The organism is Mesorhizobium sp. AA22 (assembly GCF_001672375.2).
Taxonomy (GTDB): domain Bacteria; phylum Pseudomonadota; class Alphaproteobacteria; order Rhizobiales; family Rhizobiaceae; genus Mesorhizobium; species Mesorhizobium wenxiniae.
The window spans coordinates 2,055,595-2,079,920 of the sequence record NZ_CP048406.1 but is presented as its reverse complement, the minus strand read 5'-3'; the positions used below and the strand labels follow the sequence as shown (position 1 = coordinate 2,079,920).

19 protein-coding genes and 1 tRNA gene are annotated in these 24,326 nt (G+C 62.1%); 10 read left to right on the top strand and 10 right to left on the bottom strand.

The window, feature by feature from the left end; genetic code table 11:
* Positions 1-96: 96 nt before the first annotated feature.
* The 3 genes from hemH to A9K68_RS10250 all read left to right on the top strand — a co-directional run bounded on the left by hemH (position 97) and on the right by A9K68_RS10250 (position 2,734).
* On the top strand, positions 97-1,161 hold the full coding sequence (gene hemH, locus A9K68_RS10260) for a ferrochelatase (protein WP_065007593.1): 1,065 nt from the start codon (positions 97-99) through the stop codon (positions 1,159-1,161).
* Positions 1,162-1,308: 147 nt separating this feature from the next.
* The gene (locus A9K68_RS10255; RefSeq protein ID WP_029349653.1) at positions 1,309-2,259 is read left to right on the top strand and encodes an SPFH domain-containing protein; all 951 of its coding nucleotides are present in this window, start codon (positions 1,309-1,311) and stop codon (positions 2,257-2,259) included.
* A gap of 10 nt (positions 2,260-2,269) precedes the next feature.
* The gene (locus A9K68_RS10250) at positions 2,270-2,734 is read left to right on the top strand and encodes an NfeD family protein (protein ID WP_065007594.1); all 465 of its coding nucleotides are present in this window, start codon (positions 2,270-2,272) and stop codon (positions 2,732-2,734) included.
* 52 nt (positions 2,735-2,786) lie between these two features.
* On the opposite strand, the gene A9K68_RS10245 is transcribed toward A9K68_RS10250, so the two are convergent.
* Positions 2,787-3,788 (bottom strand): KpsF/GutQ family sugar-phosphate isomerase, encoded by a 1,002-nt coding sequence (locus A9K68_RS10245; protein ID WP_029349650.1) that lies wholly within the window; start codon positions 3,786-3,788, stop codon positions 2,787-2,789.
* A 151-nt stretch (positions 3,789-3,939) separates the two neighbouring features.
* Between A9K68_RS10245 and A9K68_RS10240 the strand changes: the two genes are divergently transcribed.
* On the top strand, positions 3,940-5,682 hold the full coding sequence (locus A9K68_RS10240) for an outer membrane beta-barrel protein (RefSeq protein ID WP_065007595.1): 1,743 nt from the start codon (positions 3,940-3,942) through the stop codon (positions 5,680-5,682).
* A gap of 141 nt (positions 5,683-5,823) precedes the next feature.
* Here the strand turns inward: A9K68_RS10240 and galU are convergent, their stop codons facing one another.
* On the bottom strand, positions 5,824-6,738 hold the full coding sequence (gene galU, locus A9K68_RS10235) for a UTP--glucose-1-phosphate uridylyltransferase GalU (protein ID WP_245485863.1): 915 nt from the start codon (positions 6,736-6,738) through the stop codon (positions 5,824-5,826).
* Positions 6,739-6,941: 203 nt separating this feature from the next.
* On the opposite strand from galU, the gene A9K68_RS10230 reads away from it, so the two are divergent.
* Together A9K68_RS10230 and A9K68_RS10225 are read left to right on the top strand one after the other, a co-directional pair.
* Complete coding sequence (locus A9K68_RS10230; protein WP_065007651.1) at positions 6,942-8,168, top strand: lytic murein transglycosylase; 1,227 nt, start codon at positions 6,942-6,944, stop codon at positions 8,166-8,168.
* Positions 8,169-8,290: 122 nt separating this feature from the next.
* Complete coding sequence (locus A9K68_RS10225; RefSeq protein ID WP_065007597.1) at positions 8,291-9,529, top strand: DUF459 domain-containing protein; 1,239 nt, start codon at positions 8,291-8,293, stop codon at positions 9,527-9,529.
* Between the two features lie 174 nt (positions 9,530-9,703).
* On the opposite strand, the gene A9K68_RS10220 is transcribed toward A9K68_RS10225, so the two are convergent.
* Positions 9,704-11,158, bottom strand: coding sequence for a glutamate synthase subunit beta (locus A9K68_RS10220; protein WP_065007598.1), 1,455 nt, complete (start codon positions 11,156-11,158; stop codon positions 9,704-9,706).
* A 144-nt stretch (positions 11,159-11,302) separates the two neighbouring features.
* On the bottom strand, positions 11,303-16,039 hold the full coding sequence (gene gltB, locus A9K68_RS10215; protein ID WP_065007652.1) for a glutamate synthase large subunit: 4,737 nt from the start codon (positions 16,037-16,039) through the stop codon (positions 11,303-11,305).
* 468 nt (positions 16,040-16,507) lie between these two features.
* On the opposite strand from gltB, the gene A9K68_RS10210 reads away from it, so the two are divergent.
* The gene (locus tag A9K68_RS10210) at positions 16,508-17,560 is read left to right on the top strand and encodes a low specificity L-threonine aldolase (protein ID WP_065007599.1); all 1,053 of its coding nucleotides are present in this window, start codon (positions 16,508-16,510) and stop codon (positions 17,558-17,560) included.
* A gap of 69 nt (positions 17,561-17,629) precedes the next feature.
* On the opposite strand, the gene A9K68_RS10205 is transcribed toward A9K68_RS10210, so the two are convergent.
* Positions 17,630-18,097: an Hsp20 family protein gene (locus A9K68_RS10205; protein WP_029349636.1), complete on the bottom strand. Its 468-nt coding sequence runs from the start codon at positions 18,095-18,097 to the stop codon at positions 17,630-17,632.
* A 541-nt stretch (positions 18,098-18,638) separates the two neighbouring features.
* On the opposite strand from A9K68_RS10205, the gene A9K68_RS10200 reads away from it, so the two are divergent.
* Positions 18,639-19,613 (top strand): alpha/beta hydrolase, encoded by a 975-nt coding sequence (locus A9K68_RS10200; RefSeq protein WP_065007653.1) that lies wholly within the window; start codon positions 18,639-18,641, stop codon positions 19,611-19,613.
* A gap of 188 nt (positions 19,614-19,801) precedes the next feature.
* Here A9K68_RS10200 and A9K68_RS31645 read toward each other — a convergent pair whose 3' ends face one another.
* The 4 genes from A9K68_RS31645 to A9K68_RS10185 all read right to left on the bottom strand — a co-directional run bounded on the left by A9K68_RS31645 (position 19,802) and on the right by A9K68_RS10185 (position 22,436).
* The gene (locus A9K68_RS31645) at positions 19,802-20,011 is read right to left on the bottom strand and encodes a hypothetical protein (RefSeq protein ID WP_246811338.1); all 210 of its coding nucleotides are present in this window, start codon (positions 20,009-20,011) and stop codon (positions 19,802-19,804) included.
* A 290-nt stretch (positions 20,012-20,301) separates the two neighbouring features.
* Positions 20,302-21,075: a histidinol-phosphatase gene (gene hisN / locus A9K68_RS10190; RefSeq protein WP_065007654.1), complete on the bottom strand. Its 774-nt coding sequence runs from the start codon at positions 21,073-21,075 to the stop codon at positions 20,302-20,304.
* A 243-nt stretch (positions 21,076-21,318) separates the two neighbouring features.
* Complete coding sequence (locus tag A9K68_RS32245; RefSeq protein WP_281409498.1) at positions 21,319-21,453, bottom strand: hypothetical protein; 135 nt, start codon at positions 21,451-21,453, stop codon at positions 21,319-21,321.
* Between the two features lie 26 nt (positions 21,454-21,479).
* Positions 21,480-22,436, bottom strand: a complete 957-nt coding sequence (locus tag A9K68_RS10185; RefSeq protein ID WP_065007600.1) for an N-formylglutamate amidohydrolase — start codon at positions 22,434-22,436, stop codon at positions 21,480-21,482.
* Between the two features lie 146 nt (positions 22,437-22,582).
* On the opposite strand from A9K68_RS10185, the gene A9K68_RS10180 reads away from it, so the two are divergent.
* A complete protein-coding gene (locus A9K68_RS10180) occupies positions 22,583-22,945 on the top strand; it encodes a response regulator (protein ID WP_006199474.1) in 363 nt (120 codons plus the stop codon).
* A 117-nt stretch (positions 22,946-23,062) separates the two neighbouring features.
* Positions 23,063-23,137, top strand: a tRNA-Val gene (locus A9K68_RS10175).
* A 197-nt stretch (positions 23,138-23,334) separates the two neighbouring features.
* Here the strand turns inward: A9K68_RS10175 and A9K68_RS10170 are convergent.
* The gene (locus A9K68_RS10170) at positions 23,335-24,297 is read right to left on the bottom strand and encodes a GDP-L-fucose synthase (RefSeq protein ID WP_065007601.1); all 963 of its coding nucleotides are present in this window, start codon (positions 24,295-24,297) and stop codon (positions 23,335-23,337) included.
* Positions 24,298-24,326: the final 29 nt, after the last annotated feature.

Genomic DNA, 24,326 nt, shown 5'->3' with positions numbered 1-24,326 from the left:
TCTGCTTTCCCCCTGAGATAAGATAAGGTGCGGCCAGACGCTGCATTGAAAACCGGCGCGGCATCGCTAGTTTCGCGCGGTGTCCGGAGATCCCTTATGACGCTTTCCAACCCTGTCGATCCCAAGGCTGCGAAGGTCCTCGGCCCGCCGCCGACAGGACAGCCGCCGGTCGGGGCGGGCAGGATCGGCGTCATGCTGGTTAATCTCGGCACGCCCGACGGCACAGAATTCAAGCCGATGTGGCGCTATCTCAGGGAATTCCTGTCCGATCCGCGCGTCATCGAGCTCAACAAGGCGATCTGGTACCCGATCCTCTACGGGCTGGTTCTCACCACGCGGCCGAAGAAGTCGGGCGCCAACTATGCCAGGATCTGGAACCGGCAGCGTAACGAGTCGCCGCTGCGCACATACACCCGCGCTCAGAGCGAAAAGCTGACCGAGGCGCTGCGCGACCTGCCCGGCGTCACCGTCGACTGGGCGATGCGTTACGGCAATCCTTCCACCGAGAGCGTCACCAAAGGGCTGGTCGCGCAGGGCTGCGACCGCATTCTCTCTTTTCCCCTTTATCCGCAATATTCCGCGACCACCACCGCGACCGCCAACGACCAGCTGTTTCGCGCGCTGATGAAGATGCGCCGCGCCCCGGCGATCCGCAGCGTGCCGCCCTACTATGCCGAACCGGTTTATATCGAGGCGCTTGCCCGTTCGATCGAGCGTCATCTGGCGACCCTCGCTTTCGAGCCGGAGGTGGTCATCGCCTCCTATCACGGCATTCCGAAACCCTATTCCGACAAGGGAGACCCCTATCAGGCCCATTGCCTTGAGACGACCCGGCTGCTGCGGGAAAAGCTCGGCTGGGATGAGAAGAAGCTGATCACCACGTTCCAGTCGCGCTTCGGTGCGCAGGAGTGGCTGCAGCCTTACACCGACAAGACGGTCGAGAAATTGCCTGGAGAAGGCGTGAAATCGATCGCCATCGTCAATCCGGGCTTTTCCGTCGACTGCATCGAGACGCTGGACGAGATCGGCAGGGAGGCGGCCGAGACTTTCCATCATGCCGGGGGCGAGAAGTTCGCGCACATCCCTTGCCTCAATGACAGTGCCGAGGGCATGGCGGTGATCGAGGCGATGGTGCGGCGCGAATTGTCGGGCTGGATCTGAAGCGGATACAATCGCGCGCCGCTAACCCGCTTTCTATGCACCGTAATCCACTATCACCTGATTGTAACGTTCCTGAAACACACTTAAGTGTTTGGTGAAGTCGGCCGCGTGAAACAGTTCCGTGGCCGGCATCTGAGGGAGGGCCAAATGGATTTCAGTGGTTTCGATATCGCGCTTCTTGTTCTTGTCGCTCTTGTCGTGCTCGTGCTTTTCAAAGGCATCCGGACAATCCCGCAAGGCTATAATTATACCGTCGAACGCTTTGGCCGCTATACCAAGACATTGAGCCCCGGCCTCAACCTAATCGTGCCGTTCGTCGACCGCATCGGCGCCAAGTTGAACATGATGGAGCAGGTGCTCGACGTCCCGACCCAGGAGATCATCACCCGCGACAACGCCACCGTCGCCGTCGACGGCGTGGCGTTCTACCAGGTGCTCAACGCCGCGCAGGCCGCCTACCAGGTCGCCGGGCTGGAGAACGCCATCCTCAACCTGACTATGACCAATATCCGTACCGTGATGGGCTCGATGGACCTGGACGAGCTTTTGTCGAACCGCGACGCCATCAACGAACGCCTGCTGCGCGTCGTCGACGAGGCGGCGCATCCCTGGGGCATCAAGATCACCCGCGTCGAGATCAAGGACATCAACCCACCGGCCAATCTCGTCGAATCGATGGGTCGCCAGATGATGGCCGAACGCAACAAGCGCGCGCAGATCCTCGACGCCGAAGGCCTCAAGCAGTCGCAGATCCTGGAAGCCGAGGGCCGCAAGGAAGCCGCCTTCCGCGACGCCGAGGCGCGCGAACGCTCGGCCGAGGCCGAGGCCCGCGCCACGCAGGTGGTGTCGGAAGCGATCGCCAAGGGCGACGTGCAGGCGCTCAACTACTTCGTTGCGCTGAAATACACCGAAGCGCTGACCAGGATCGGCTCCGCCACAAACAGCAAGGTCGTGCTGATGCCGATGGAAGCTTCATCATTGATCGGCACGCTCGGCGGCATCGGCGCGATCGCCAAGGAAGTCTTCGGGAGCGAGGGCAATGCCGGCCCGCCGCGGCAAGCTTCACGTCCGCCGGTAGTTCGCCCGAGCGAAAGCTGAGGCCGATCCGATGTTCGACCGCATCATTTCGGAACTCGGTCCCTGGAATTGGATGGTTATCGGCTTTGTTCTCCTCGTAATGGAGGTCATCGCACCGGGCATCTTCATGCTATGGATCGGCATCGCCGCGCTGCTGATCGGTGCAGTCTCCCTGCTCATCTGGGACGCAGGATTCTGGACCTGGCAGATCCAGGTTCTCGCCTTCCTCGCTTTGTCGCTGATCTCAGCCTATGTCGGCAAGAGACTGGCGGGCGGACGCCATGACCCGACCGACCAGCCGCTGCTCAATCGCCGCGGCGAACAAATGATCGGCAGAATGGCGACACTTGCCGAGCCGATCAAGGACGGGCGCGGCCGCATAAAGCTGGGCGACACGCTATGGCGCGTCTCAGGCCCCGATCTGCCGGCCGGCACGCAGGTGCGCGTGACGGGCGCGGCCGACACCGATCTGGAGCTGACGGTCGAGGCGGTTTAGGACCGATCCTACCCATCTCGGCGGGCGACTTTTCAAACAGGCCTGAGGTCTGTCAGGCCGCGCCGATGCGCAGCAGGTCGTGCAGATGGACAAGTCCGACCGGCCGTCCGCCCTCGACAACCATCAGGCTGGAGATGGCCGAATTGTTGATCGTCTGCAGCGCCGTCGCCACCAACGTATCCGGCCCGGCGGTCTTCGGCTTCTTGGTCATGACCTGATCGACACTCATCGCCAGAAGATTGCTGCCGATGTGGCGCCTGATATCGCCATCGGTGACGATGCCGATCAGCGCACCATCCGCGGCGGTTATCGCCACGCAGCCGAACCCCTTGCGCGACAATTCGAGGATCGCTTCGCGCATTCCGGTGCCCGAAGGCACCAGCGGCAGCCTGTCGCCGACATGCATGATGTCGCGGATCTGCGTCAGATTGGCGCCAAGTTGCCCGCCGGGATGGAAGGTGCGGAAATGATCCGGCGTGAAGCCGCGCGCTTCGAGCAACGCGATGGCCAGCGCATCGCCGATCACCAGTTGCAGCAGCGTCGATGTCGTCGGTGCCAAGCCGTGCGGGCAGGCTTCCGGCGCACGCGGCAGCAGGAGCACCACATCGGCAGCACGCGCCAGCGCCGATCGCTCTCCGGCAGTGACCGCGATCAGCGGAATCGAGAAGCGCCTGGAATAGGCGATGATGCCCTTGAGCTCGCGGCTCTCGCCCGACCACGACATGGCGATGATGGCATCGTCCTTGGCGATCATGCCGAGGTCGCCATGATTGGCCTCGGCAGGATGGACGAAGAAAGCCGGCGTGCCGGTCGACGCGAGCGTTGCGGCGATCTTTGAGCCGATGTGGCCGCTCTTGCCGACGCCGGTGACGATGACGCGGCCCTCGATTTGCGACACCATGTCGACGGCGTGCGCGAACGGTTCGGTCAATCCGTTTTCGAGCGCGGCCGCGAGCGCCGCGACACCGGCCTGCTCAGTCGCTACCGTTCTAAGCGCCGAGGCGATCGAAGCTTGCCCATCGAGCCGCTTCTTGTCTGGGGATCTCGCATGCATGGCTGATGCGATTAGCGCTTTGCCGCGCGCCTGTCCAACGGAATTGCCATCCAGCGAGGCCTGATCCACCGCTGCCTCAACCCTCCGTTAACCATCCCCATTTACGGTTCGGTAAGTATGGCGCGCGTGCGCCGCGCAAGCAGTGGTGGCGATGTCCGGGGCCCAGCCTGAAAAGAAAAGAAGACGAAACGGCAAAGCGGTCTGCGCCTTGCTGCTGGCGACCAGCGTCTTTGCCTTGCTGCGGCCTGCGCAGCCCTATGCCCAGGTAACCGAGCTGCGCGGCGAGGTTTCAGAATCGGCAATTCTGGACGACCAGCAGCGCAAGACCAGGCAATTGAGCATGGCCAGCGCCGAGGATCAGACGGCGCAGGCCGGCGCAACCACCCAGAGCACTGCGCCGGCGCCCACCTATCAGCCGGCCAGCCCGGGCGCCGTACAGGACGACGACACGGCACCCGCGACTGGCACCATTTTTGATCCGCCGGAGGCCACCGACGATGCGTTTGCGGACACCCCCGCTCCCGTCCCGCCGCGCCGGCCATCGAGCGCAACGCAAGGGGCGGCCGATCAAGACGAAGCCGCCGAGACACAAGCCACCGCCGCGACTGCAGCCACGATGGATGACACGGACACCGGCGAAACTGACCAGGACGCCACCAATCGCCGTGCCATGACCATTGATTCCGCCGACAGGCAGCAACTCGATCCGGGCGCTGAGCGCGCCGAAGCCATCGAAGGCAGGGATAAAAGGGCCGAGGACGACCCGTTCGCCGCCACCGGCATCAAAGTCGGCTCCTTCGTGATCAGGCCAACGCTCGAGCAAGGCCTGACGGCGTCATCAAATGCCGATTCAAGCAGCGAAGGCAAGCCGGCCCTGCTGTCGGAAACGACGCTGCGCTTCAATGCCATCTCCGACTGGCGGGAGAATTTGGCTGTCATCGACGGCTACGGCACCTTTCTCAAGACTATATCGGGCGACGAGGTTCAGGAGGCACGGGGCCGTGTCGATGGCACGCTCAATGTCGACCTCGACAACGATCTGCGCGCTATCGCCAAGCTCGGTTACGAGGCGGCGCCCGAATCGGCTTCATCGCCAGTCGTCATCGAAGGCACCGTCGAGCAGCCGGTGCGCCAGACCATTGACGGCAGCCTTGCGCTCGAGAAGGATGCCGGCAAGATGCGCTTCGCCCTGACCGGCGCTGTCGAACACGACATTTACGGCGACGCTAAGCTTTCGACGGGCGGCACGCTGTCGCAGAAAGACCGCGACTCGACGCTCTATACCGCCACTTTGCGCACCGGCTACGAGATTTCCCCCGCTATCACTCCCTTCACCGAGGTTGAAATCGGCCGCCGGGTCTATGATTTGCGCGTCGACACCAATGGTTTCGAACGATCCTCGACGCGGCTTGGCGTTCGGGCCGGCGCCGAGGTCGATCTTGGCGAGAAGCTTGCCGGCGAATTCTCGGCCGGCTGGCTGCGGGAGGCGATTGACGACGACCGCCTGCCGGCAATTTCGGGTGCCACGGTGAACGCCGACCTCAGATGGTCGCCGGAACGCGGCACCACGATCGGCCTCACCGGGCAGACGATCGTCGAGGGTACAACGACCGCCAACGAAAGCGGCGACATCCTTTACTCCGGCCGCCTCACCGGCGAGCGGGAAATCCGTGCCAACCTGATCGGGAACGCAGCTCTCGGCGTGGACTGGCGCGACTACATCGGGTCGGACGGCCATGATCTGACGCTGAGCGCCGAGGCCGGACTGACATGGTGGCTGAACCGGTATGCCGGACTGACCACCCGCGCCAGGACTGAAAAACAGACCAGCAATCTGGAGGGCCGCGACTACACCGCCCACAGCATCTTCGTCGGGGTGACACTGCAGCCGTAAAACAAACCGTTGAAGGTTTGGGGCATGTCGAGATTCAAGTCAGGCCGTGGCGGGAACGGTGGTTTTGAGGACCTTGTTCTTATGCCAAAACCGTTGCGCACCATCGGTTCAAGCCCGAGGGCATGCTTTTGGGCGACATAGCTAGAACGCCGCGCCCCGCTGCTCTGAAAGTTTCATCTCGTCGAAAAGCTGGCGGATAACGCCCGCCATGCGTCCGTTTATGTCGCTGCGCCACAGCGCGAAGGCGACATTGGCCTCGACAAAGCCTTCCGGCGATCCGCAATCGAAGGTGCGCCCCTGGTAGTGGCACCCATAAAAGGGCTGTTGCTTCTCCAGCTTCAGCATCGCATCGGTGAGTTGTATCTCGTTGCCGGCGCCCTTCTCCTGGCCCTCGAGAATCCCAAATATCTCCGGCTGCAGGATGTAGCGCCCGTTGATGTATAGATTGGAGGGTGCCGTGCCGGTCTTCGGCTTCTCCACCATACCGGTGATGCGGAAACCGTGATGTGTATCCTCGCCACGGCCGACGATGCCGTATTTATGGGCCTCGGCGGGGTCGCATTCCTGAACCGCGACGATGTTGTTGCCGGTCTCGGCATAAAGCTCGACCATCTCTTTCATGCAGCTTTTTTCCGACTGCATGATCATGTCAGGCAAAAGCAGCGCGAAGGGCTCGTCGCCGACCAGTTCGCGGGCACACCAGACGGCATGGCCAAGGCCCAGCGGCACCTGCTGGCGCGTGAAGCTGGTTTGCCCAGGCGAGGGTTGCAGCCGCTGCAGGCGGGCGAGCTCGTCGTCCTTGCCGCGCTGGGCGAGCGTGTCATAGAGTTCGAACTGGACGTCGAAATGGTCCTCGATGACCGCCTTGTTGCGGCCGGTCACGAAGATGAAATGCTCGATCCCGGCTTCGCGTGCCTCGTCGACCACATACTGGATGACTGGCCTGTCGACGACGGTCAGCATTTCCTTGGGTATGGCCTTGGTGGCCGGGAGAAAACGCGTGCCGAGGCCGGCGACCGGGAAAACTGCCTTGCGAACTCTCTTCATGCTGTCAATTATCCGCTTCTAAGCCTGTTCGGCAATCCCGCTTCAAGACATTTTCGTGCCGGAATCGAGGATTATGGAACGGCTGGTCAGAAGAAATTCGTAGTCTGTAAAGCACCAACCCGCCTTTTCGTTCCCAACGCCACCTATGGTAAACTAAATGCTAACCGGGTTCGGCGATGAATAGTCTTCCTGTGATGAAGAAGGAGGAAAAGATGTCCGTTCGCAACGCCGCAAAGCGCTTCACAAGCATCGTTGCGGCCGCCAGCCTGTCGCTTGCCTTGCTGATGCCCACCGGATCGGCTTTTGCCGACGCCGGTTTCCGGCAATGGGTGGCCAGCTTCCGCGCCACCGCGGTGCGGAGCGGTGTTTCCGGCGCCGTTTACGACCGGGCATTCGAGGGCATCAGCGATGCCGACCCGGTCGTGCTGGAAAAAGCGCGTTATCAACCCGAATTCACCGCGCCCGCCTGGGACTATTTCGACAACCGCGTCCATGACCAGTCGGTCGCTGTCGGCCAGCAGATGGCCAGGAAGTGGAAGCCATGGCTGGACAGGATCGAGGCAAAATACGGCGTCGACCGTCATATCCTGCTGGCAATTTGGTCTATGGAATCGAATTACGGCGAAATCCTCAAGCGCGACGATGTCATGCGCAATGTCGTGCGTTCGCTGGCAACGCTTGGCTATGCCGACTCGAGACGATCGAAATTTGCCCGCACCCAGTTGATCGCGGCGCTGAAAATCCTGCAAAGGGGCGACATCGACAAACGCCACCTCAGCGGCTCATGGGCCGGCGCCATGGGCCATACCCAGTTCATTCCCACCAGCTATCAGGCCTATGCGGTCGATATGGACGGCGATGGCAAGCGCGACATCTGGAATTCGATTCCCGATGCATTGGCAACGGCCGCCAATCTGCTCAAGAAGAACGGCTGGCAGGCCGGCAAGACCTGGGGCTATGAAGTCAGCCTTCCCGACGGAAAGAAGTTCCCCGCCGGATCGAAGTCACTGTCGCAATGGCAAGCGCTGGGTGTCACGCGTGTCAACGGCAAGCCGTTCAAGAATAGCGCGGAGAAGGCCACGCTGAAGGTGCCAGGCGGCCGCGGCGGCCCGGCTTTCCTGATGATCAAGAATTTTTCGGTCATCAAGCGCTACAACAATGCCGACAAATACGCGGTTGCCGTTGGCCTTCTTGCCGACGAAATCGCCGGCCATGGTGGGCTGGTGCAGGACTGGAAGCGGCCTTTCACGAAGCTCTCCTTCGAGGAGAGGCAAGAGCTTCAGCAGCGGCTTTCCCAGTACGGCTACTATGACGGCAAGTTCGACGGCAAGATCGGCGAGGGATCGAAAGCCGCCATCATGGCCTTCCAGGCGAAGGCTGGCTTGACCCAGGACGGACATCCGAGCATGGAAGTGCTCAAATGGCTCAGGCAGAACTAGCCTCGCATAGGGCAGACCTGGAGCATCGGCCCAAACCGGTTTTGGGGAAATCCGATGCTCAAAAAAAGATTGAGCGGCGGCACGGTTGAGGGTCCGGCGCTCTTAAGGGATGGAGAGGGTAATTGGTTTCGGCTTCGCGTATCCGTGTGATCCTTCGTCGCGTGCCGATCCTGATTCTGGCTATTGCCGTCCTGGCAGTCAGCACTGCCGCCGTCTTTCACACGCCGGCCGTGGCGCAGGAAGAACAAAGGCGTGGCTGGTCGCTGCGCGACTTGTTGTTTCTGCGCCGAAGCGAGCGGGTGGGCCGAACCGAGTGGATGGAACCACCGCGACAGATCCAGAGGGCCGGGCCACGGAAGCTAAAAGCAAGAAAGCCCCGCGCCGCGCCGCGCCGGCCGGCTGAGCCGGCAACCCCGATTGTCGAGAAGGCGCCGGATGCCCGCACCGTTCTGGTGGTCGGCGATTTCATGGCGAGCGGCCTCGGCGAAGGTCTCGATACCGCCTTTGCCGAAAACACCAAGATCAGGATCGTCGTTCGCAGCAACGGTTCGTCCGGTTTCGTGCGTGACGATTTCTACAACTGGCCCGAACAGATCAAGTCGCTGATCGAGACCGAAAAGCCCGCGGCCGTAATCGTCATGCTGGGCTCCAACGATCGGCAGCAAATGCGCGTGAACGGGGAACGCGAACAGCCGCGGTCCGAGGCCTGGACCAACGAATACGAACGCCGGACCGAAGCGTTCGGTAACGCCATTGCAGCGGCCAAGGTGCCGTATCTATGGGTCGGCATGCCGGCATTCAAGGCGCCGAAGATGACCTCAGACATGCTGGCTTTCAACGACATTTACCGCTCGACGGCCGAAAGCCATGGCGGCGAATTCGTCGACATCTGGGACGGTTTCGTCGACGAGGACGGCGCCTTTGTCACCAGCGGACCTGATATCAACGGCCAGCCGGTGCGCCTGCGCACCGACGACGGCATCTATGTGTCGAAAGCCGGCAAACGCAAGCTCGCCTTCTATGCCGAAAAACCCTTGATGAAGATCCTTGGAATGACCGCGCCCACGGGCACACCGGCAGCTTACGCGCCAGCGGGCGCTCCCGTCGGGGCGCCGGCACCGGCACCCATGGCCGTCGATCGCACCGTGCCGATGCTGCTCAACGATCCGGCGCTCGATGGCGGTTCTGAACTTCTCGGCGCCGCATCGCCGGCGAAGGCGGACGGGCCCGGCGAAAAACTTGTCGTCGAGGGCAAGGCGCCCGCTGCTTCGCCCGGCCGCGCCGATGATTTTTCCTGGCCGCCCAGGGGACAGCCTGCGGCGGCGGCCGCAACCGAAACGACCACGGCGATCACTCCCTAAAGCGCGTCGCGTGTGACCGGCCTCATGCGACGCGCTTTAGGTTGTTGTTTTTTAAGCATGTCGTTATCGCAAAACCGCTGCACACTTTTGCGCGACATGCATTAAACCTGCCCCGGGCACCGGAACGGCAGAAAGCGCCTTCAGATGGCCGCAGGAGTAGCGCTCGAGACAGACTCAGCGCGGCAGCACGCTCGATCCCATCAGCGCCTCGTCGATCGAACGAGCCGCCTGCCGGCCCTCGCGGATCGCCCAGACGACCAGCGATTGACCGCGGCGCACATCGCCCGCCGCATAGAGCTTTTCGACGCTGGTCTTGTAGTCGCGGTCATTGGCCTCGACGTTGTTCGAGCGGCGGCTGTCGATGACGATCTTCATCTGGCCAGCCAGTTCCGACACCGGTCCGACGGTAGCCGGCCCGGCAAAGCCGATGGCGATGAAGGCGAGATCCGCGCGGATGACGAATTCCGTGCCGGCGATCGGCTTGCGCTTTTCATCGACCTCGCAGCATTTGACGCCGGTCAACGCGCCGTCCTCGCCGATGAATTCGAGCGTTGCCACCTGGAACTCGCGCTCGGCGCCTTCGGCCTGTGAGGACGAGGTGCGCATCTTCGTCGCCCAGTAGGGCCAGACCGAAAGCTTGTCCTCCTTTTCCGGCGGCTGCGGCCGGATGTCGAGCTGGGTGACACGAACGGCGCCTTGGCGGAAGGCGGTACCGACGCAGTCGGATGCGGTGTCGCCGCCACCGACGACGACAACATGCTGGCCGCCGGCGACGATCGGCCGCGAGGGCCACGCCACCGACTGGATCGGCTCGCCGCCGATGCGCTTGTTCTGCTGCACCAGATAGGGCATCGCATCATGCACGCCGTCGAGATCGTCGCCGGGAATGTTGGCCGGGCGCGGTGTTTCCGAACCGCCGCAATAAAGCACAGCATCGTATTCGGCGAGCAGCTCCGCCACCGGTTTGTCGACGCCGACATTGACGCCGCAATGGAAGCTCACGCCCTCGCCTTGCATCTGCTCGATGCGCCGGTCGATATAGTGTTTCTCGATCTTGAAGTCGGGGATGCCGTAGCGCATCAGCCCACCCGGCCGGCTCTCGCGCTCATAGACGTGAACGTCGTGGCCGGCGCGGCCAAGCTGCTGGGCGGCCGCCATGCCGGCCGGCCCCGAGCCAATGACCGCGACGCGCTTGCCGGTCTTCTTTTCCGGCGGATAGGGCCGGATATGACCGGTTTCATAGGCCTTGTCGGCGATCGCCTGCTCGATCGTCTTGATGGCGACCGGAATGTCCTCGAGGTTGAGCGTGCAGGCTTCCTCGCAAGGCGCCGGACAGATGCGGCCGGTGAATTCCGGGAAATTGTTGGTCGAGTGCAGGTTGCGGATCGCATTGTCCCAGTCGCCATTGTAGACGAGGTCGTTCCAGTCCGGGATTTGGTTGTGGATCGGGCAGCCGGTCGGCCCGTGGCAGTACGGGATGCCGCAATCCATACAGCGCGCGGCCTGTTTCTCGACCTCCTTGTCCGACATCGGCAGCGTGAACTCGCGAAAATGCCGGATGCGGTCGGAAGCCGGCTGGTACTTGTGCACCTGCCGATCGATCTCGAGAAACCCTGTTACCTTGCCCATAGTCCAGTCCCTGCTGTCCAGATGGCGCGCTCGAAGACGCACCCGTTAACCTCATAAGGCAGCCATGGCAACCTTCAGTCCGAGGCTAGGATTGTTGATGAAGGCGTCGACAGGGAAGCCTGGCTTCCCGGCAACTCCCAAAGCCTATTCCGCCGCCACGCCCATGCGCATGCGCTCCATTTCGATCAGCGCGCGACGGTATTCGACCGGCATGATCTTCCGGAATTTCGGCCGGAAAGTCGCCCAGTTGTCGAGGATCTCGCGGCCGCGCACCGAACCCGTATAATGGACGTGGTTCGAGATCAGCTGATAGAGCCGCTCCTCGTCATGGCTGGTCATGTCGCCGGACACGTCGACGCGGCCTTTGTGGTCGAGGTCGCCGCCATGATGGAGCAGTTTCTCCATCAGGTCGTCTTCTTCGGGAACGGGTTCCAGTTCGACCATCGCCATGTTGCAGCGCTCGGCGAAATCACCTTCCTCGTCGAGCACATAGGCGACGCCGCCCGACATGCCGGCGGCAAAGTTGCGGCCGGTCTGGCCGATGACGACGACAATGCCGCCGGTCATGTACTCGCAGCCATGGTCGCCAACGCCTTCGACGACGGCGGCCACGCCCGAATTGCGGACCGCAAAACGCTCGCCGGCGACGCCGCTGAAATAGGCCTCGCCCTCGGTCGCGCCGTAGAGCACCGTGTTGCCGACGATGATCGACTCCGCTGCGACGATCTTGGTGTTCTCCGGCGGGCGGATGACGATGCGGCCGCCCGACAGGCCTTTGCCGACATAGTCATTGGCCGCACCGACCAGCTCGAACGAAACCCCACGCGCCAGGAAGGCGCCGAACGACTGGCCGGCGGTACCGGTGAGTTTCACGGCGATCGTGTCCTCGCGCAGGCCCTTGTGCTTGAAGCGCTTTGCCACTTCACCGGACAGCATGGCGCCGGTCGAACGGTCGACATTTCGGATCGGCAGCTCGATGCTGACCGGCTGCCTGGCTTCCAGCGCCGGCTTGGCCAACTCGATCAGCTTGCGGTCGAGCACGTCGTCGATCGGATGCTTCTGCCGCTCAGTCCAGTGCACCGCCTCATGCGGGGCATCCGGCTTGAAGAACATCTTGCCGAAATCGAGCCCGCGCGCCTTCCAGTGCTGGATCAGCGCCCGCTTTTCCAAGAGATCGGTGTCGCCGATGATCTGGCCGAGATGGGTGTAACCCATCTCGGCGAGCAACGCCCGGACCTCTTCAGCCACATAGAAGAAGAAGTTGATGACATGTTCCGGCGTACCCTTGAAGCGCTTGCGCAAGACCGGATCCTGCGTCGCGACGCCGACCGGGCAGGTGTTGAGATGGCACTTGCGCATCATGATGCAGCCGGCCGCGATCAGCGGCGCGGTCGAGAAGCCGAATTCGTCAGCGCCAAGCAGCGCGCCAATGACGACGTCGCGGCCGGTGCGCAGGCCGCCATCGACCTGCAGCGCGACGCGCGACCTGAGGCCGTTGAGCACCAGCGTCTGATGCGTCTCGGCAAGGCCCAATTCCCACGGGCTGCCGGCGTGCTTGAGCGAGGTCAGCGGCGATGCGCCGGTGCCGCCGTCGTAGCCGGAAATGGTGATGTGATCGGCGCGCGCCTTGGCGACGCCGGCCGCAACCGTGCCGACACCGACTTCGGACACCAGCTTGACCGAGACATCAGCCGCCGGATTGACGTTCTTGAGATCGTAGATCAGCTGCGCCAGATCCTCGATCGAGTAGATGTCGTGATGCGGCGGCGGCGAGATCAGGCCGACGCCGGGCGTCGAATGCCTGACCTTGGCAATCGTGGCATCGACCTTGTGACCGGGCAGCTGACCGCCCTCGCCGGGCTTCGCGCCTTGCGCGACTTTGATCTGCATCACATCGGAATTCACCAGATATTCCGCCGTCACGCCGAACCGGCCGGAGGCAACCTGCTTGATCGCCGAACGCTCGGGGTTCTTGCCGCCGCCCGGCAGCGGCAGGTAGCGGTCGGCCTCTTCGCCGCCCTCGCCGGTGTTCGACTTGCCGCCGATGGTGTTCATGGCGCGCGCCAGCGTGGTGTGCGCTTCCCTGGAGATCGAGCCGAAGGACATCGCTCCGGTCGAGAACCGCTTGACGATATCGGCCGCCGACATGACCTCGTCGAGCGCGGCCTTCTTGCGCCCGGTTTCTTCGGCGAACCTGATCTTGAACAGGCCGCGAATGCTCTGCGCCCGCGCCGTCTCGCTGTCGATTTGAGCGGAATAGTCCCTGAACGTCTCCCACGACCCCTGGCGCACAGCGTGCTGCAGAGTGGCCACCGCATCGGGCGACCAGATATGTGCTTCGCCGCGCATGCGGAACATGTATTCGCCGCCGACCTCGAGGCTGTTGCGCAGCACCGGGTCGTTGCCGAAGCCGTCAGCGTGGCGGCTGACCGTCTCGGCCGCGATCTCTTCCAGCCCGACGCCTTCGATCAGCGTCGCGGTGCCGGTGAAATACTTCTGCACGAAATCGGTCTTCAGCCCGATGGCGTCGAAGATCTGCGCGCCGCAATAGGACTGGTAGGTCGAGATGCCCATCTTCGACATCACCTTGAGAATGCCCTTGCCGATCGACTTGATGTAGCGGGACACAACCTCATAGGCGTCGACCTCGGCCGGCAGCTCGCCGCGCTTATGCATGTCGAGCAGCGTGTCGAAGGCGAGATAGGGATTGATCGCCTCGGCGCCATAGCCGGCAAGGCAGCAGAAATGATGCACCTCGCGTGGTTCGCCGGACTCGACAACGAGCCCCACCGAGGTGCGCAAGCCCTTGCGGATCAGATGATGGTGGACCGCCGCCGTCGCCAGCAATGCCGGGATGGCGATGCGGTCCGGCCCGAGCTGACGGTCGGACAGGATGATGATGTTGTAGCCGCCGGCGACCGCCGCCTCGGCGCGCTCGCACAGCCGGTCGATGGCGCCCTGCATGCCGGCTGCGCCTTCGTTCGAAGCATAGGTGATGTCGATCGTCTTGGTGTCGAAACGGTCCTCGGTATGACCGATGGAGCGGATCTTTTCGAGATCGCCATTCGTCAAGATCGGCTGGCGCACTTCGAGCCGCTTGCGACGCGAATTGCCGACGAGGTCGAAGATGTTCGGCCTCGGCCCGATGAAGGACACCAGGCTCATCACCAGTTCCTCGCGGATCGGGTCGATCGGCGGGTTGGTGACCTGGGCGAAGTTCTGCTTGAAATATGTGTAGAGCAGCTTCGATCTGTCCGACATCGCCGAAATCGGCGTGTCGGTGCCCATCGAGCCGACCGCTTCCTGGCCGGTGGTCGCCATCGGCGACATCAACAGCTTGGTGTCTTCCTGGGTGTAGCCGAACGCCTGCTGGCGATCGAGCAGGCTGACGTCCCTGCGCAATGCGCGTGGCTCGACCGGCTTCAGGTCTTCCAGAATAAGTTGGGTGTTGGCGAGCCAGTTCTTGTAGGGATGCCTGGTCGCGATCTCCGACTTGATCTCCTCGTCGGAAACGATGCGGCCCTTTTCCAGGTCGATCAACAGCATGCGGCCGGGCTGCAGCCGCCACTTCTTGACGATCCTCTCCTCCGGCACCGGCAGCACGCCGGCTTCCGAGGCCATGATGACGCGATCGTCGTCGGTGACGATGTAGCGCGCCGGGCGCAGCCCATTGCGGTCGAGCGTGGCGCCGATCTGGCGGCCATCGGTGAAGGCCACCGCCGCCGGCCCATCCCACGGCTCCATCAGGGCGGCGTGGTATTCGTAAAAGGCCTTGCGATCTTGATCCATCAACTTGTTGCCGGCCCACGCTTCCGGGATCAGCATCATCATCGCGTGAGCGAGCGAGTAGCCGCCCTGCGTCAGGAATTCGAGCGCATTGTCGAAACATGCGGTGTCCGACTGCCCCTCATAGGAGATCGGCCACAGCTTGGAGATGTCGTTGCCGAACAGTTCGGAATCGACCGAAGCCTGCCGCGCCGCCATCCAGTTGACGTTGCCGCGCAGGGTGTTGATCTCGCCATTGTGGGCGACCATCCGATAGGGATGCGCTAGCTTCCACGACGGGAAGGTGTTGGTCGAGAAACGCTGGTGGACCAGGATCAGCGCCGTCTCGAAACGCGGATCGGTCAGATCCTTGTAATAGGCGCCGACCTGATAAGCCAGGAACATGCCCTTGTAAACGATGGTCCGCGATGACATCGACACGACATAGAAGCCATTGTCGACGCCCTTGGTCTCCTCGTGGATACGACCGGAAATGACTTTGCGCAGGATGTAGAGCCGCCGCTCGTAATCGTCGTCGCTCTCGATCTCGGCGCCACGGCCCAGGAACACCTGCCGCTGGACCGGTTCGGAAGCCGCGATATCAGGCGCCTTGGACAGCGATGAATTGTCGACCGGCACATCGCGAAAGCCGAGCAGCGGCTGGCCCTCGAGCTGCGCCACCTCGGCGATGATGCCTTCGATATGCGCCTGAAGCTCCGGATCGCGCGGCATGAACACATGGCCGACGGCATAGTGGCCGAGCTTGGGCAATTCGACGCCCTGGCTAGCCATTTCCTCGCGGAAGAAGCGGTCGGGAAGCTGCACCAGCACGCCGGCGCCGTCGCCCATCAGCGGATCAGCGCCGACGGCGCCGCGATGCGTCAGGTTTTCGAGCACCGCAAGGCCGTCCTTGACGATCTGATGCGACTTCACGCCCTTCATGTTGACGATGAAGCCGACGCCGCAGGCATCGTGCTCGTTGCGCGGATCGTACAGGCCGTGCGCGGCGAAGCCGGTGTCGGTTCGCTCAATTTTGGTTCGGGACCGATTTTTGACGGCTGGCGCTTTCGTCTGCGCGGCCGGGCCGTTCGTCGCAGATGGCGTCACTTCCGTCATCGTCCTGTCCTCCATCCCCAGCCCTTAGGGCGCTGGTTTCCGTTGGGAAGCGCATGAGCTTCCCTCTCATCCTTACGGCACGTCTTGCGAAATCCTTGCCGAACCAGGCGGTCTGGTTCGCATCCGGTAATCGTACAGGCCAGAGCGGGCCGTCTATCTGTCGCTCGCGGCAGCGGCCGGAGAGGCCTAATGATACGCCAATCCAGCCTGTTTTGTGCGACAAAATAAGACAGCACTACTGTCCTAAATTTTTATGACAGAAATCACGTACGCGCACAAGACCGATTCACAACAATCTTGGGCTGTCCGCGACAGAAAATTACGCGCGGCCACGCCAAAACGCAACCTTCGCCCCTATGTCCTGTTTTCCGCTCTCGCTGGCGTTACCGCCTATTCGGTGCTTGGCACTTGCGAGCGGCATGCGAAAGCGGCCAAGGTTGCATCGAATTTTCTAGCACAGGCAAACGTATGAAGTTCGCTTCCGACAATTGGGCAGGCACCCATCCCAACATCGCCGCGGGCCTGTCCGCCCACGCCGGCGGCTTCTCCACCGCCTATGGCGACGGCGCCCTTGACCAGGCTGTCTACCAGAGCTTCAACGAAATTTTCGAGCGCGAGGTCGCTGTGTTTTTCGTGGCGACCGGCACCGCCGCCAATTCGCTGTCGCTGACCGCCTATAACAAATCAGGCGGCATTTCCTTCTGCCATCGAGAGTCGCATGTCATTGAGGATGAATGCGGCGCGCCGGAATACTTTACCGGCGGCTCACGGCTCTATCCCGTCGACGGTGCGCTGGGCAAGATCGATCCGAACAACCTGGACAGGGCAGTGGGCAGATTCGCGCCTGAAATCGTCCATTCCGGGCGCCCGATGGCGGTGTCGATCACCCAGTCGACCGAAGTCGGCACCATCTACACACTGAACGAAATTGCCCGGATTTCGGCGATCGCCAAGCATCACAAACTGCCGCTGCACATGGATGGCGCCCGCTTCGCCAATGCGCTGGTCGCGCTAGAGACGACGCCGGCGGAGATGACCTGGAAGCGCGGCGTCGACATCCTCTCTTTCGGCGGTACCAAGAACGGCTGCTGGTGCGCCGAGGCTATCGTGCTATTCGATCTCGACCGCGCCAGGGAACTGGCCTTCCTGCGCAAGCGCGCGGCGCAATTGTTCTCGAAATCGCGCTTCGTCGCCGCGCAGTTCGAAGCCTATTTCAAGGACGACCTGTGGCTTGACACGGCCCGGCACGCCAACGTTACGGCAGCACGCCTTGCTGCACTGATCGAGGTTTCCCCGTCGGCTCGCCTGGCCTGGCTGCCGCAAGCAAACGAAGTGTTCGCGGTGATGAAAAAGGCCGAGGCTGAACGGGTGCAATTGGCCGGTGCCGCCTTCTACGACTGGCACAAGCCGCATGGCTTCGACGGCCATATCGGCGAGGACGAGGCGCTCTACCGTTTCGTCACCAGCTTTGCGACCACGGCCGAAGAGGTCGACCGCTTTGGCCAGCTAGTTACTGGATAGCGACACCTTATCCACCAAAAAAGGGCGGCGCCAGGCGCCGCCCTTCGTCCCTGAGGCTTGTGACGCGGCTTACGCGGCGGTGTTAGCCTCGATCTGCTTGGCCTTCGCCGAAGACGCGGTGATGGCGATCTTGCGGGGCTTCAGCTCCTCGGGAATATTGCGCTTGAGGTCGACGAAGAGCAGGCCGTTCTTCAGCGAGGCGCCGACGACGTCAACGTGGTCGGCAAGCTGGAAGCGGCGCTCAAAGGCCCTGCCGGCGATACCGCGATAAAGCAGTTCGGAGCCTTCGCCATTGCCCTCTTCCTTGCGCTCACCCGTGACAGTCAGGACGTTGCGGTGAGCCTCGATCGAGAGCTCGTCGTCCGAGAAGCCGGCGACCGCCATCGAGATGCGATAGGAATCCTCGCCTGTGCGCTCGATGTTGTAGGGCGGATAGGTCTGCGCACTTTCAGGCTGCGCAAGCGAATCGAGCATGGTGAACAGCCGGTCGAAACCGACGGTCGAACGATAGAGCGGGGAAAAATCAACGTGACGCATAGTGTGTTCTCCTGTTGAGCAACAAGGTTTGCGTATGGCCGGTGCGAAACCCGTGACGGCGTTCCGGATAGGCCAGCGGCCCCGACATTGGCGGCCGCAACAGACATTTGGGGAACACGTGAAAGCATTTCAAGATTTCTCGATGAACGGCAGATGAACCGCGGCTTCGGCGGGCGTTCAGCTAAGTCGCGCTAGACTGGTTCCAGGATCAAGGAACAGGCGGCGGTTACGGCGTCGCGCGTTCCCTCGGACACGCAAACGACGCTGTAACACTTTGATTGCGCATGATTCACAGCGAAAATCGGGTGCGATTTTCGGGGTTATGCGCGAGATACCGCAACGAGGCCGACCGGGTGTAACGTCCCTTCCTCCCGGATCGACGGGGGCCGGAAGCATGCCGCAAGCTGCTTTCGGCCTCACTTGCTGGCTGCCTCGTTCAGCCTCTCCAACGCGTCCGGAATTCCTTTGCTTTTGCTGCATGGACGTCTATGCCTACCAAAGCTTGCGCCATGCAGGCAGCGACACACAAACGCAGCGCCGAATGACGGACCTTCTTAACGAAATTCCCCTCTTCCGCGAAGTTCCGGGCAATCCGCTACCGGAAAATGCGGCCGGTGGTTTCTTCACCACGCGCGACGGCAAGAAGATCCGTTATGGCCTCTTTCCCGCCGTTGCCCGCCCGATGAAGGGCACCGTGGTCGTGCTGACCGGCCGCAACGAGTGCATCGAAAAGTATTTCGAGACCATCCGCAACCTTGCCGATCGCGGCTTTGGCGTTGCCACCCTCGACTGGCGCGGCCAGGGCGGTTCCGATCGGCTGATCAGCGACCGTGAGCGCGGCTATGTCCGGAGCTTCTTCGACTACACCGGCGACCTGGAACAGTTCTTCGAGGAGATCGTGCTGCCCGACTGCCGGGGCCCATATTACATATTGGCCCATTCGGCTGGGGCGGTGATTACGCTGCTTGCTGCGCCGTCGATGGTGAACCGCGTACGGCGCATGGTGCTGATCGCGCCATTCCTGGCCGTGCCCGACCTGCCGGTCTCGACAACCACCGTTCGCCGCCTCTGCTCGCTGTTCTGTCTTCTGGGCCTTGGCAAGCTTTATGCCGCCTGGGGTCCGCGGCCCAGAAGAACCATTCCGTTTGCTGCCAACATGGTGACATCGGATCCGGAGCGGTATCGGCGCAACACGCTGATCTACGAAACCTACCCGCAACTGGCACTCGGCGGCCCGACGATACGCTGGCTGAAAGCGGCGGCGGAGGCGTCCGAGGCCATCAGCGACCCCGACTTCATGGCCAGGATCCAGGTACCCTTGCTGGTGATCGCCGCCGGCGCCGACCAGGTCGTCTCGACCAAGGCGGTGGAAACCTACACCAGGCGTCTGCGCCTCGGTTCGCTGCTGGTGATCGATGGTGCACGCCATGAAATATTGCAGGAAGCCGACTTCTATCGCGAGCAGTTCTTTGCCGCCTTCAATGCCTTCATCCCGGGAAGCGACGACACGAGTTGATTGAGTACCGCACTCCCTCCGGACGCGCAAAGAGCGCTTCAACTCATTGAAATCCATGCCTCGGCTTGAAAAAATGCCTTCCAAGTCGATCGGCTGCCTACACTTGCCGGACGAAATCCATGATCCAATTGGTCTCCCAGGTCTTGCCGACATCCGGTGAAAAAGCCTGCTCCCAGCGCGCCGATTTTTCAGTGATCCGCGACCACAGGAAGCGAACGTAGATTGCGTCCGTCGAAGACGTCTTTGCACAGGAACGTGCCGACGCCTGCTTCGAAGGTGCCGCGCATCGGAATATCGATGGTCGCCCGGTTGCGGCCGTCGATCCACCAGATCGACCATTGGCTCGTCGCCGGATCGAACGTCCGCAACGTGGCGGCGCGATAGGCCTCGACGGGCATTCAATCACATTGTCATCGACATTGCCGAGGCCGCCAAGGATCGGGCGCACTTCGCATGTCCCGCCAAACACGTCCCAGTTTGTGTCGTCTTGCAGGCGCTTCTGCAACCTCCGATGGCTGACGTTCCAGCGGCCAAAGAAGAAATCGAAATCGGGCCGCCCGTCTGCCGGAGCGTTTTCTGCCGACCCATCTTCGGAATGGTTGGTTGTTGGCTGGGTCGGCATGTGAATCCCTCCGGGACATCACTTCCATAGCAGAGAGCGGAATCACCGCCCGAACGCTTTCCACGCTCAGCCACGCAGCGCCGACATCGCGGCGGCATGAAGCTCCGGCGTTGCCGCAGCCAGGATGTCGCCACCCCTTTCCGCCGGTCCGCCTTCGAAGGTGGTGACGACGCCACCGGCGTTCTCGATGATCGGGATCAGCGCGACGATATCGTAGGGTTTCAAACCGGGGTCGGCGACGATGTCGACGCTTCCTGCCGCGACCATGGCGAAGGCATAGCAGTCGGTGCCGTAGCGGGCGAGTTGGACCTGCCGCTCGAACAGGTCGTAGCGCAGACGCGCGTCTCCCTTGAACAGTGCCGGCGTGGTGGTGAACAGCGTCGCCTCGGCAAGGCTTGTTGTCTTGCGCGTCGTCAGTCTTCGCGGCCCGCCCGGGCCTTCATAATGGGCACCGGACGCGTTGGCGTAGAAAAGCTCGCCGGTGAAGGGCTGCGACATCATGCCGGCAATGGCATCGCCGTCGACCGTCAGGCCGACCAATGTTCCCCACACCGGCAGGCCGGAAATGAAGGCGCGCGTGCCGTCGATCGGATCGATCACCCACACATGCCTGCTGGATATGTTCTCGCTGCCATGCTCCTCGCCGAGGATGCCGTGATCGGGATATTCCGCTGATATAAGCGCCCGGATGACCCGCTCGGCCTCGCGGTCGGCCTCGGTGACCGGGTCGAAGCTGCCTTGCTCCTTGTTGGCGACCGCGCCTTGGCTGCGGAAGCGCGGCAAGGTTTCGGCTGCGGCGGCATGCGCAATGCGCCGCATGAAATCGATGCTGATGTCCAACTGATTCTCCCGCGTGCGTGCTGGAACCGTCGTTTGCCTGTGGTTTTCCGCCAAAACAAGGGCGTGCGGAACTTTTGCGCATCGACAACTGTTGCTCGAATGCAACGCTAGCGCCCTCGATATCCAATTTCCACATCATAGTGAATTAAAAACGCCGGTCGACGGCTTGACATTTGTGCATCGCACAATAGATTTGTTCTCGGACAGGCTTTCCTGTCCATGCCCTCCTTGGGCGTTTCCTCCCTAGACTTCGACCGTGTCGTGCAAACGATGCGGTCTTTTTTTCGGCGCGGCATCCAGCGCATCGCGCGCCTTTCCGACCAGCACACGGATGCCTTTATCTGGCGCAAGACCTGTTATTTGGCCCAGAATTCCCATGTAAAAATCGATTCCGATTTTTGGCATCATTCGGCGGCAAGCGGCAGATCGATAAAATCGTGATCGGGCATCGCCATCAGGTCGGCCGAGAATTGTGCCAGATCGTCGGCGAGTGCATCGAAGCCGGCGGATTTCTGGAACGTCCGCTCGTTCATGTAAAGCCCGCGATTGACCTCGATCTGCAGTGCATGGAGATGGCGGACGGGGCGGCCATAGTGCTCGGTGATGAAGCCTCCGGCATAGGGTTTGTTGTGGGCGACGGTGTAGCCCATGCCGATCAGCAGGCCGATCGCCGTCTCGGTCAACGCTGCCGAGGCGGAGATGCCGAAACGATCGCCGACGATGAAGTCGGGTCTGACACCGCTGTCGCCGACCCTGATGCTCGCCGGCATCGAGTGGCAATCGATCAGCACGGCAAAGCCGAACCGCGCATGGGTCCTGGTCAAAAGCCGTTTTAGCGTCTCGTGATAAGGCTTGTAGACAGCCTCGATGCGCGCGACGGCTTCCGCCAGCGGCAGGCGGCCGGCATAGATTTCGAGCCCCTCCCCCACCAGCTTGGGCACCGTGCCAAGCCCGCCGGCTACGCGCGCCGAGCGGATGTTGCAGAACGACGGCACGGGTTCGGCGAACATGCGCGGATCGAGTTCCCACGGCTCCCGGTTGACATCGAGATAGGCGCGCGGGAAGTTTGCCGCCAGCATCGGCGCGCCGAGCGCGACGGCGCCGCCGAACAATTCGTCGACGTAGCAATCTTCGGAGCGGCGGATGGCGTTTCGATCCAGCCTTGCCATCGCCAGGAACCGGTCCGGATAGTGACGGCCGCTATGCGGTGAGTTGAAGAGGAAGGGGACGCGCTGTTCGGCGCCCGACCGGATTTCGAAGGGGGGAACGACCGAAAAATCCTCGGCTGCCGTTTTCAATTTGAACGAATCCGGAAACACCAATGCATCATGATTGGAAAAGTGCCACCTCGCCGGCCGCATGTCCAGCGTTTCGGCGTCCGGACCGCATTGTTAAAGGCCGATCGGGCCTTTATCGTTCACTTGATGTTTACCCTCACCTCCTCATATACAGGATGGTTAACGGGCTGCCCACGGCAGTCTCGGGCGGGTGATTCGGACAGGATAAGATGGCACGCATTCTACTGGCGGAAGACGACGATGACATGCGCCGGTTCCTCGTCAAGGCGCTGGAGCGTGCCGGCTACCAGGTCAGCGATTTCGACAATGGCGCCAGCGCCTATGAGCGGCTGCGCGAAGAGCCCTTCTCGCTGCTCTTGACTGATATCGTCATGCCGGAGATGGACGGCATAGAACTCGCCCGCCGCGCCACCGAGATCGATCCCGACCTCAAGGTCATGTTTATCACCGGCTTCGCCGCCGTTGCGCTCAATCCGGATTCCAAGGCGCCGAAAGACGCCAAGGTGCTGTCGAAGCCGTTCCATCTGCGCGACCTCGTCAACGAGGTCGAAAAGATGCTGCAGGCGGCCTGACGCGCTTTCCGCTGCCGGCTTTCGGCGCGTCTCCAACGGCGCGGCAAGGCGAACCGTCCTTTCCTTTTCCTCCTATTGACGCGCCGTGGCAAAAATGGTGTATGCGCGGCTTCGGATGGGCGTGTAGCTCAGCGGGAGAGCACTGCATTGACATTGCAGGGGTCACAGGTTCAATCCCTGTCACGCCCACCATCCAGACAATCCACCGTCTCTCGTCTTGCGGGCATTTCTAGGCTGGGCGGCGTGTGCCGCATTTTCGAGAATGCCAAAATCGGACGCCTTGATTTTTTAGCCCAGCCAATGCTTCGGCGAGCGATTTTGAAATGGCCATGGCCAATAGACCGCCCAAACCGTCATGTCTGGTAGCAGCAACCAGCGTCGATTGAGGCTCAGGCCGCGCCGAGGCGGAGATCGCCCGTCTCGATATGCTGGAGAAACCAGGCATAGGTCTGCTCCAATCCGCTCTGAAGCGAGTATCGCGGACGCCAGCCCGTGGCAAACAGGCGCGACACGTCCATCAGCTTGCGCGGTGTGCCGTCCGGCTTCGTCGCATCGAATGTGAGCACCGCCTCGGCGCCGACGACGGACAGCATGGTGCGGGCCAGCTCGGCGATGGTGATGTCTTCGCCCGAGCCGACATTGACGTGGCTGTCGCCGGAATAGTTTTTCAGCAGCCACACCAGAGCGTCGGCGGCGTCGTCGACATGCAGGAACTCGCGCATCGGCGTGCCAGATCCCCAGACCTCCAGGGTTTTGTCGCCGGCGCGCTTGGCCTTGTGCGCCTTGCGCATAAGGGCTGGTACGACATGGCTGGTGGAGAGGTCGAAATTGTCGCCGGGGCCATAGAGGTTGGTTGGCATCGCCGAGATGTACTCGACACCGTATTGGCGCCGATAGGCCTGGCACAGCTTCAGCCCGGCGATCTTGGCGATCGCATACCATTCGTTGGTGGGTTCCAGCGGGCTGGTCAGCAAGGCGTCCTCGGAGATCGGCTGCGCCGCAAATTTCGGATAGATGCAGGACGAACCAAGGAACAGCAATTTCTGCACCTCGTTGCGAAAGGCGCTCTCGATGACATTGGTCTGCATGATGAGATTGTCCTGCAGAAAATCGACCGGCAACCTGTTGTTTGCCAGGATACCGCCGACCTTGGCCGCTGCCATCACCACCGCATCGGGCCTGTGGCCAGCCATCCAGCGCCGAACGCCGGCCTGATCCCTGAGATCGAGTTCATCGCGGGATGCGGTCAGGACCTCGCAGTCCTCGTCCGCCAGCCTGCGCAGGATGGCCGAGCCGACCATGCCGCGATGCCCGGCCACGAAAATGCGCTTGCCGTGAAGGTCGAAATCCATTGGCGTATCCCTATGCAGAACGGCTGCTG

Bases quoted from the DNA above. Each gene is read 5' to 3' on its own strand.
- hemH (WP_065007593.1), top strand. From the start codon at position 97: ATGACGCTTTCCAACCCTGTCGATCCCAAGGCTGCGAAGGTCCTCGGC.
- A9K68_RS10255 (WP_029349653.1), top strand. From the start codon at position 1,309: ATGGATTTCAGTGGTTTCGATATCGCGCTTCTTGTTCTTGTCGCTCTT.
- A9K68_RS10250 (WP_065007594.1), top strand. From the start codon at position 2,270: ATGTTCGACCGCATCATTTCGGAACTCGGTCCCTGGAATTGGATGGTT.
- A9K68_RS10245 (WP_029349650.1), bottom strand. From the start codon at position 3,788: ATGCATGCGAGATCCCCAGACAAGAAGCGGCTCGATGGGCAAGCTTCG.
- A9K68_RS10240 (WP_065007595.1), top strand. From the start codon at position 3,940: ATGTCCGGGGCCCAGCCTGAAAAGAAAAGAAGACGAAACGGCAAAGCG.
- A9K68_RS10230 (WP_065007651.1), top strand. From the start codon at position 6,942: ATGTCCGTTCGCAACGCCGCAAAGCGCTTCACAAGCATCGTTGCGGCC.
- A9K68_RS10220 (WP_065007598.1), bottom strand. From the start codon at position 11,158: ATGGGCAAGGTAACAGGGTTTCTCGAGATCGATCGGCAGGTGCACAAG.
- gltB (WP_065007652.1), bottom strand. From the start codon at position 16,039: ATGACGGAAGTGACGCCATCTGCGACGAACGGCCCGGCCGCGCAGACG.
- A9K68_RS10210 (WP_065007599.1), top strand. From the start codon at position 16,508: ATGAAGTTCGCTTCCGACAATTGGGCAGGCACCCATCCCAACATCGCC.
- A9K68_RS10205 (WP_029349636.1), bottom strand. From the start codon at position 18,097: ATGCGTCACGTTGATTTTTCCCCGCTCTATCGTTCGACCGTCGGTTTC.
- A9K68_RS10200 (WP_065007653.1), top strand. From the start codon at position 18,639: ATGACGGACCTTCTTAACGAAATTCCCCTCTTCCGCGAAGTTCCGGGC.
- A9K68_RS31645 (WP_246811338.1), bottom strand. From the start codon at position 20,011: ATGCCCGTCGAGGCCTATCGCGCCGCCACGTTGCGGACGTTCGATCCG.
- A9K68_RS32245 (WP_281409498.1), bottom strand. From the start codon at position 21,453: ATGGGAATTCTGGGCCAAATAACAGGTCTTGCGCCAGATAAAGGCATC.
- A9K68_RS10185 (WP_065007600.1), bottom strand. From the start codon at position 22,436: ATGCGGCCGGCGAGGTGGCACTTTTCCAATCATGATGCATTGGTGTTT.
- A9K68_RS10180 (WP_006199474.1), top strand. From the start codon at position 22,583: ATGGCACGCATTCTACTGGCGGAAGACGACGATGACATGCGCCGGTTC.
- A9K68_RS10170 (WP_065007601.1), bottom strand. From the start codon at position 24,297: ATGGATTTCGACCTTCACGGCAAGCGCATTTTCGTGGCCGGGCATCGC.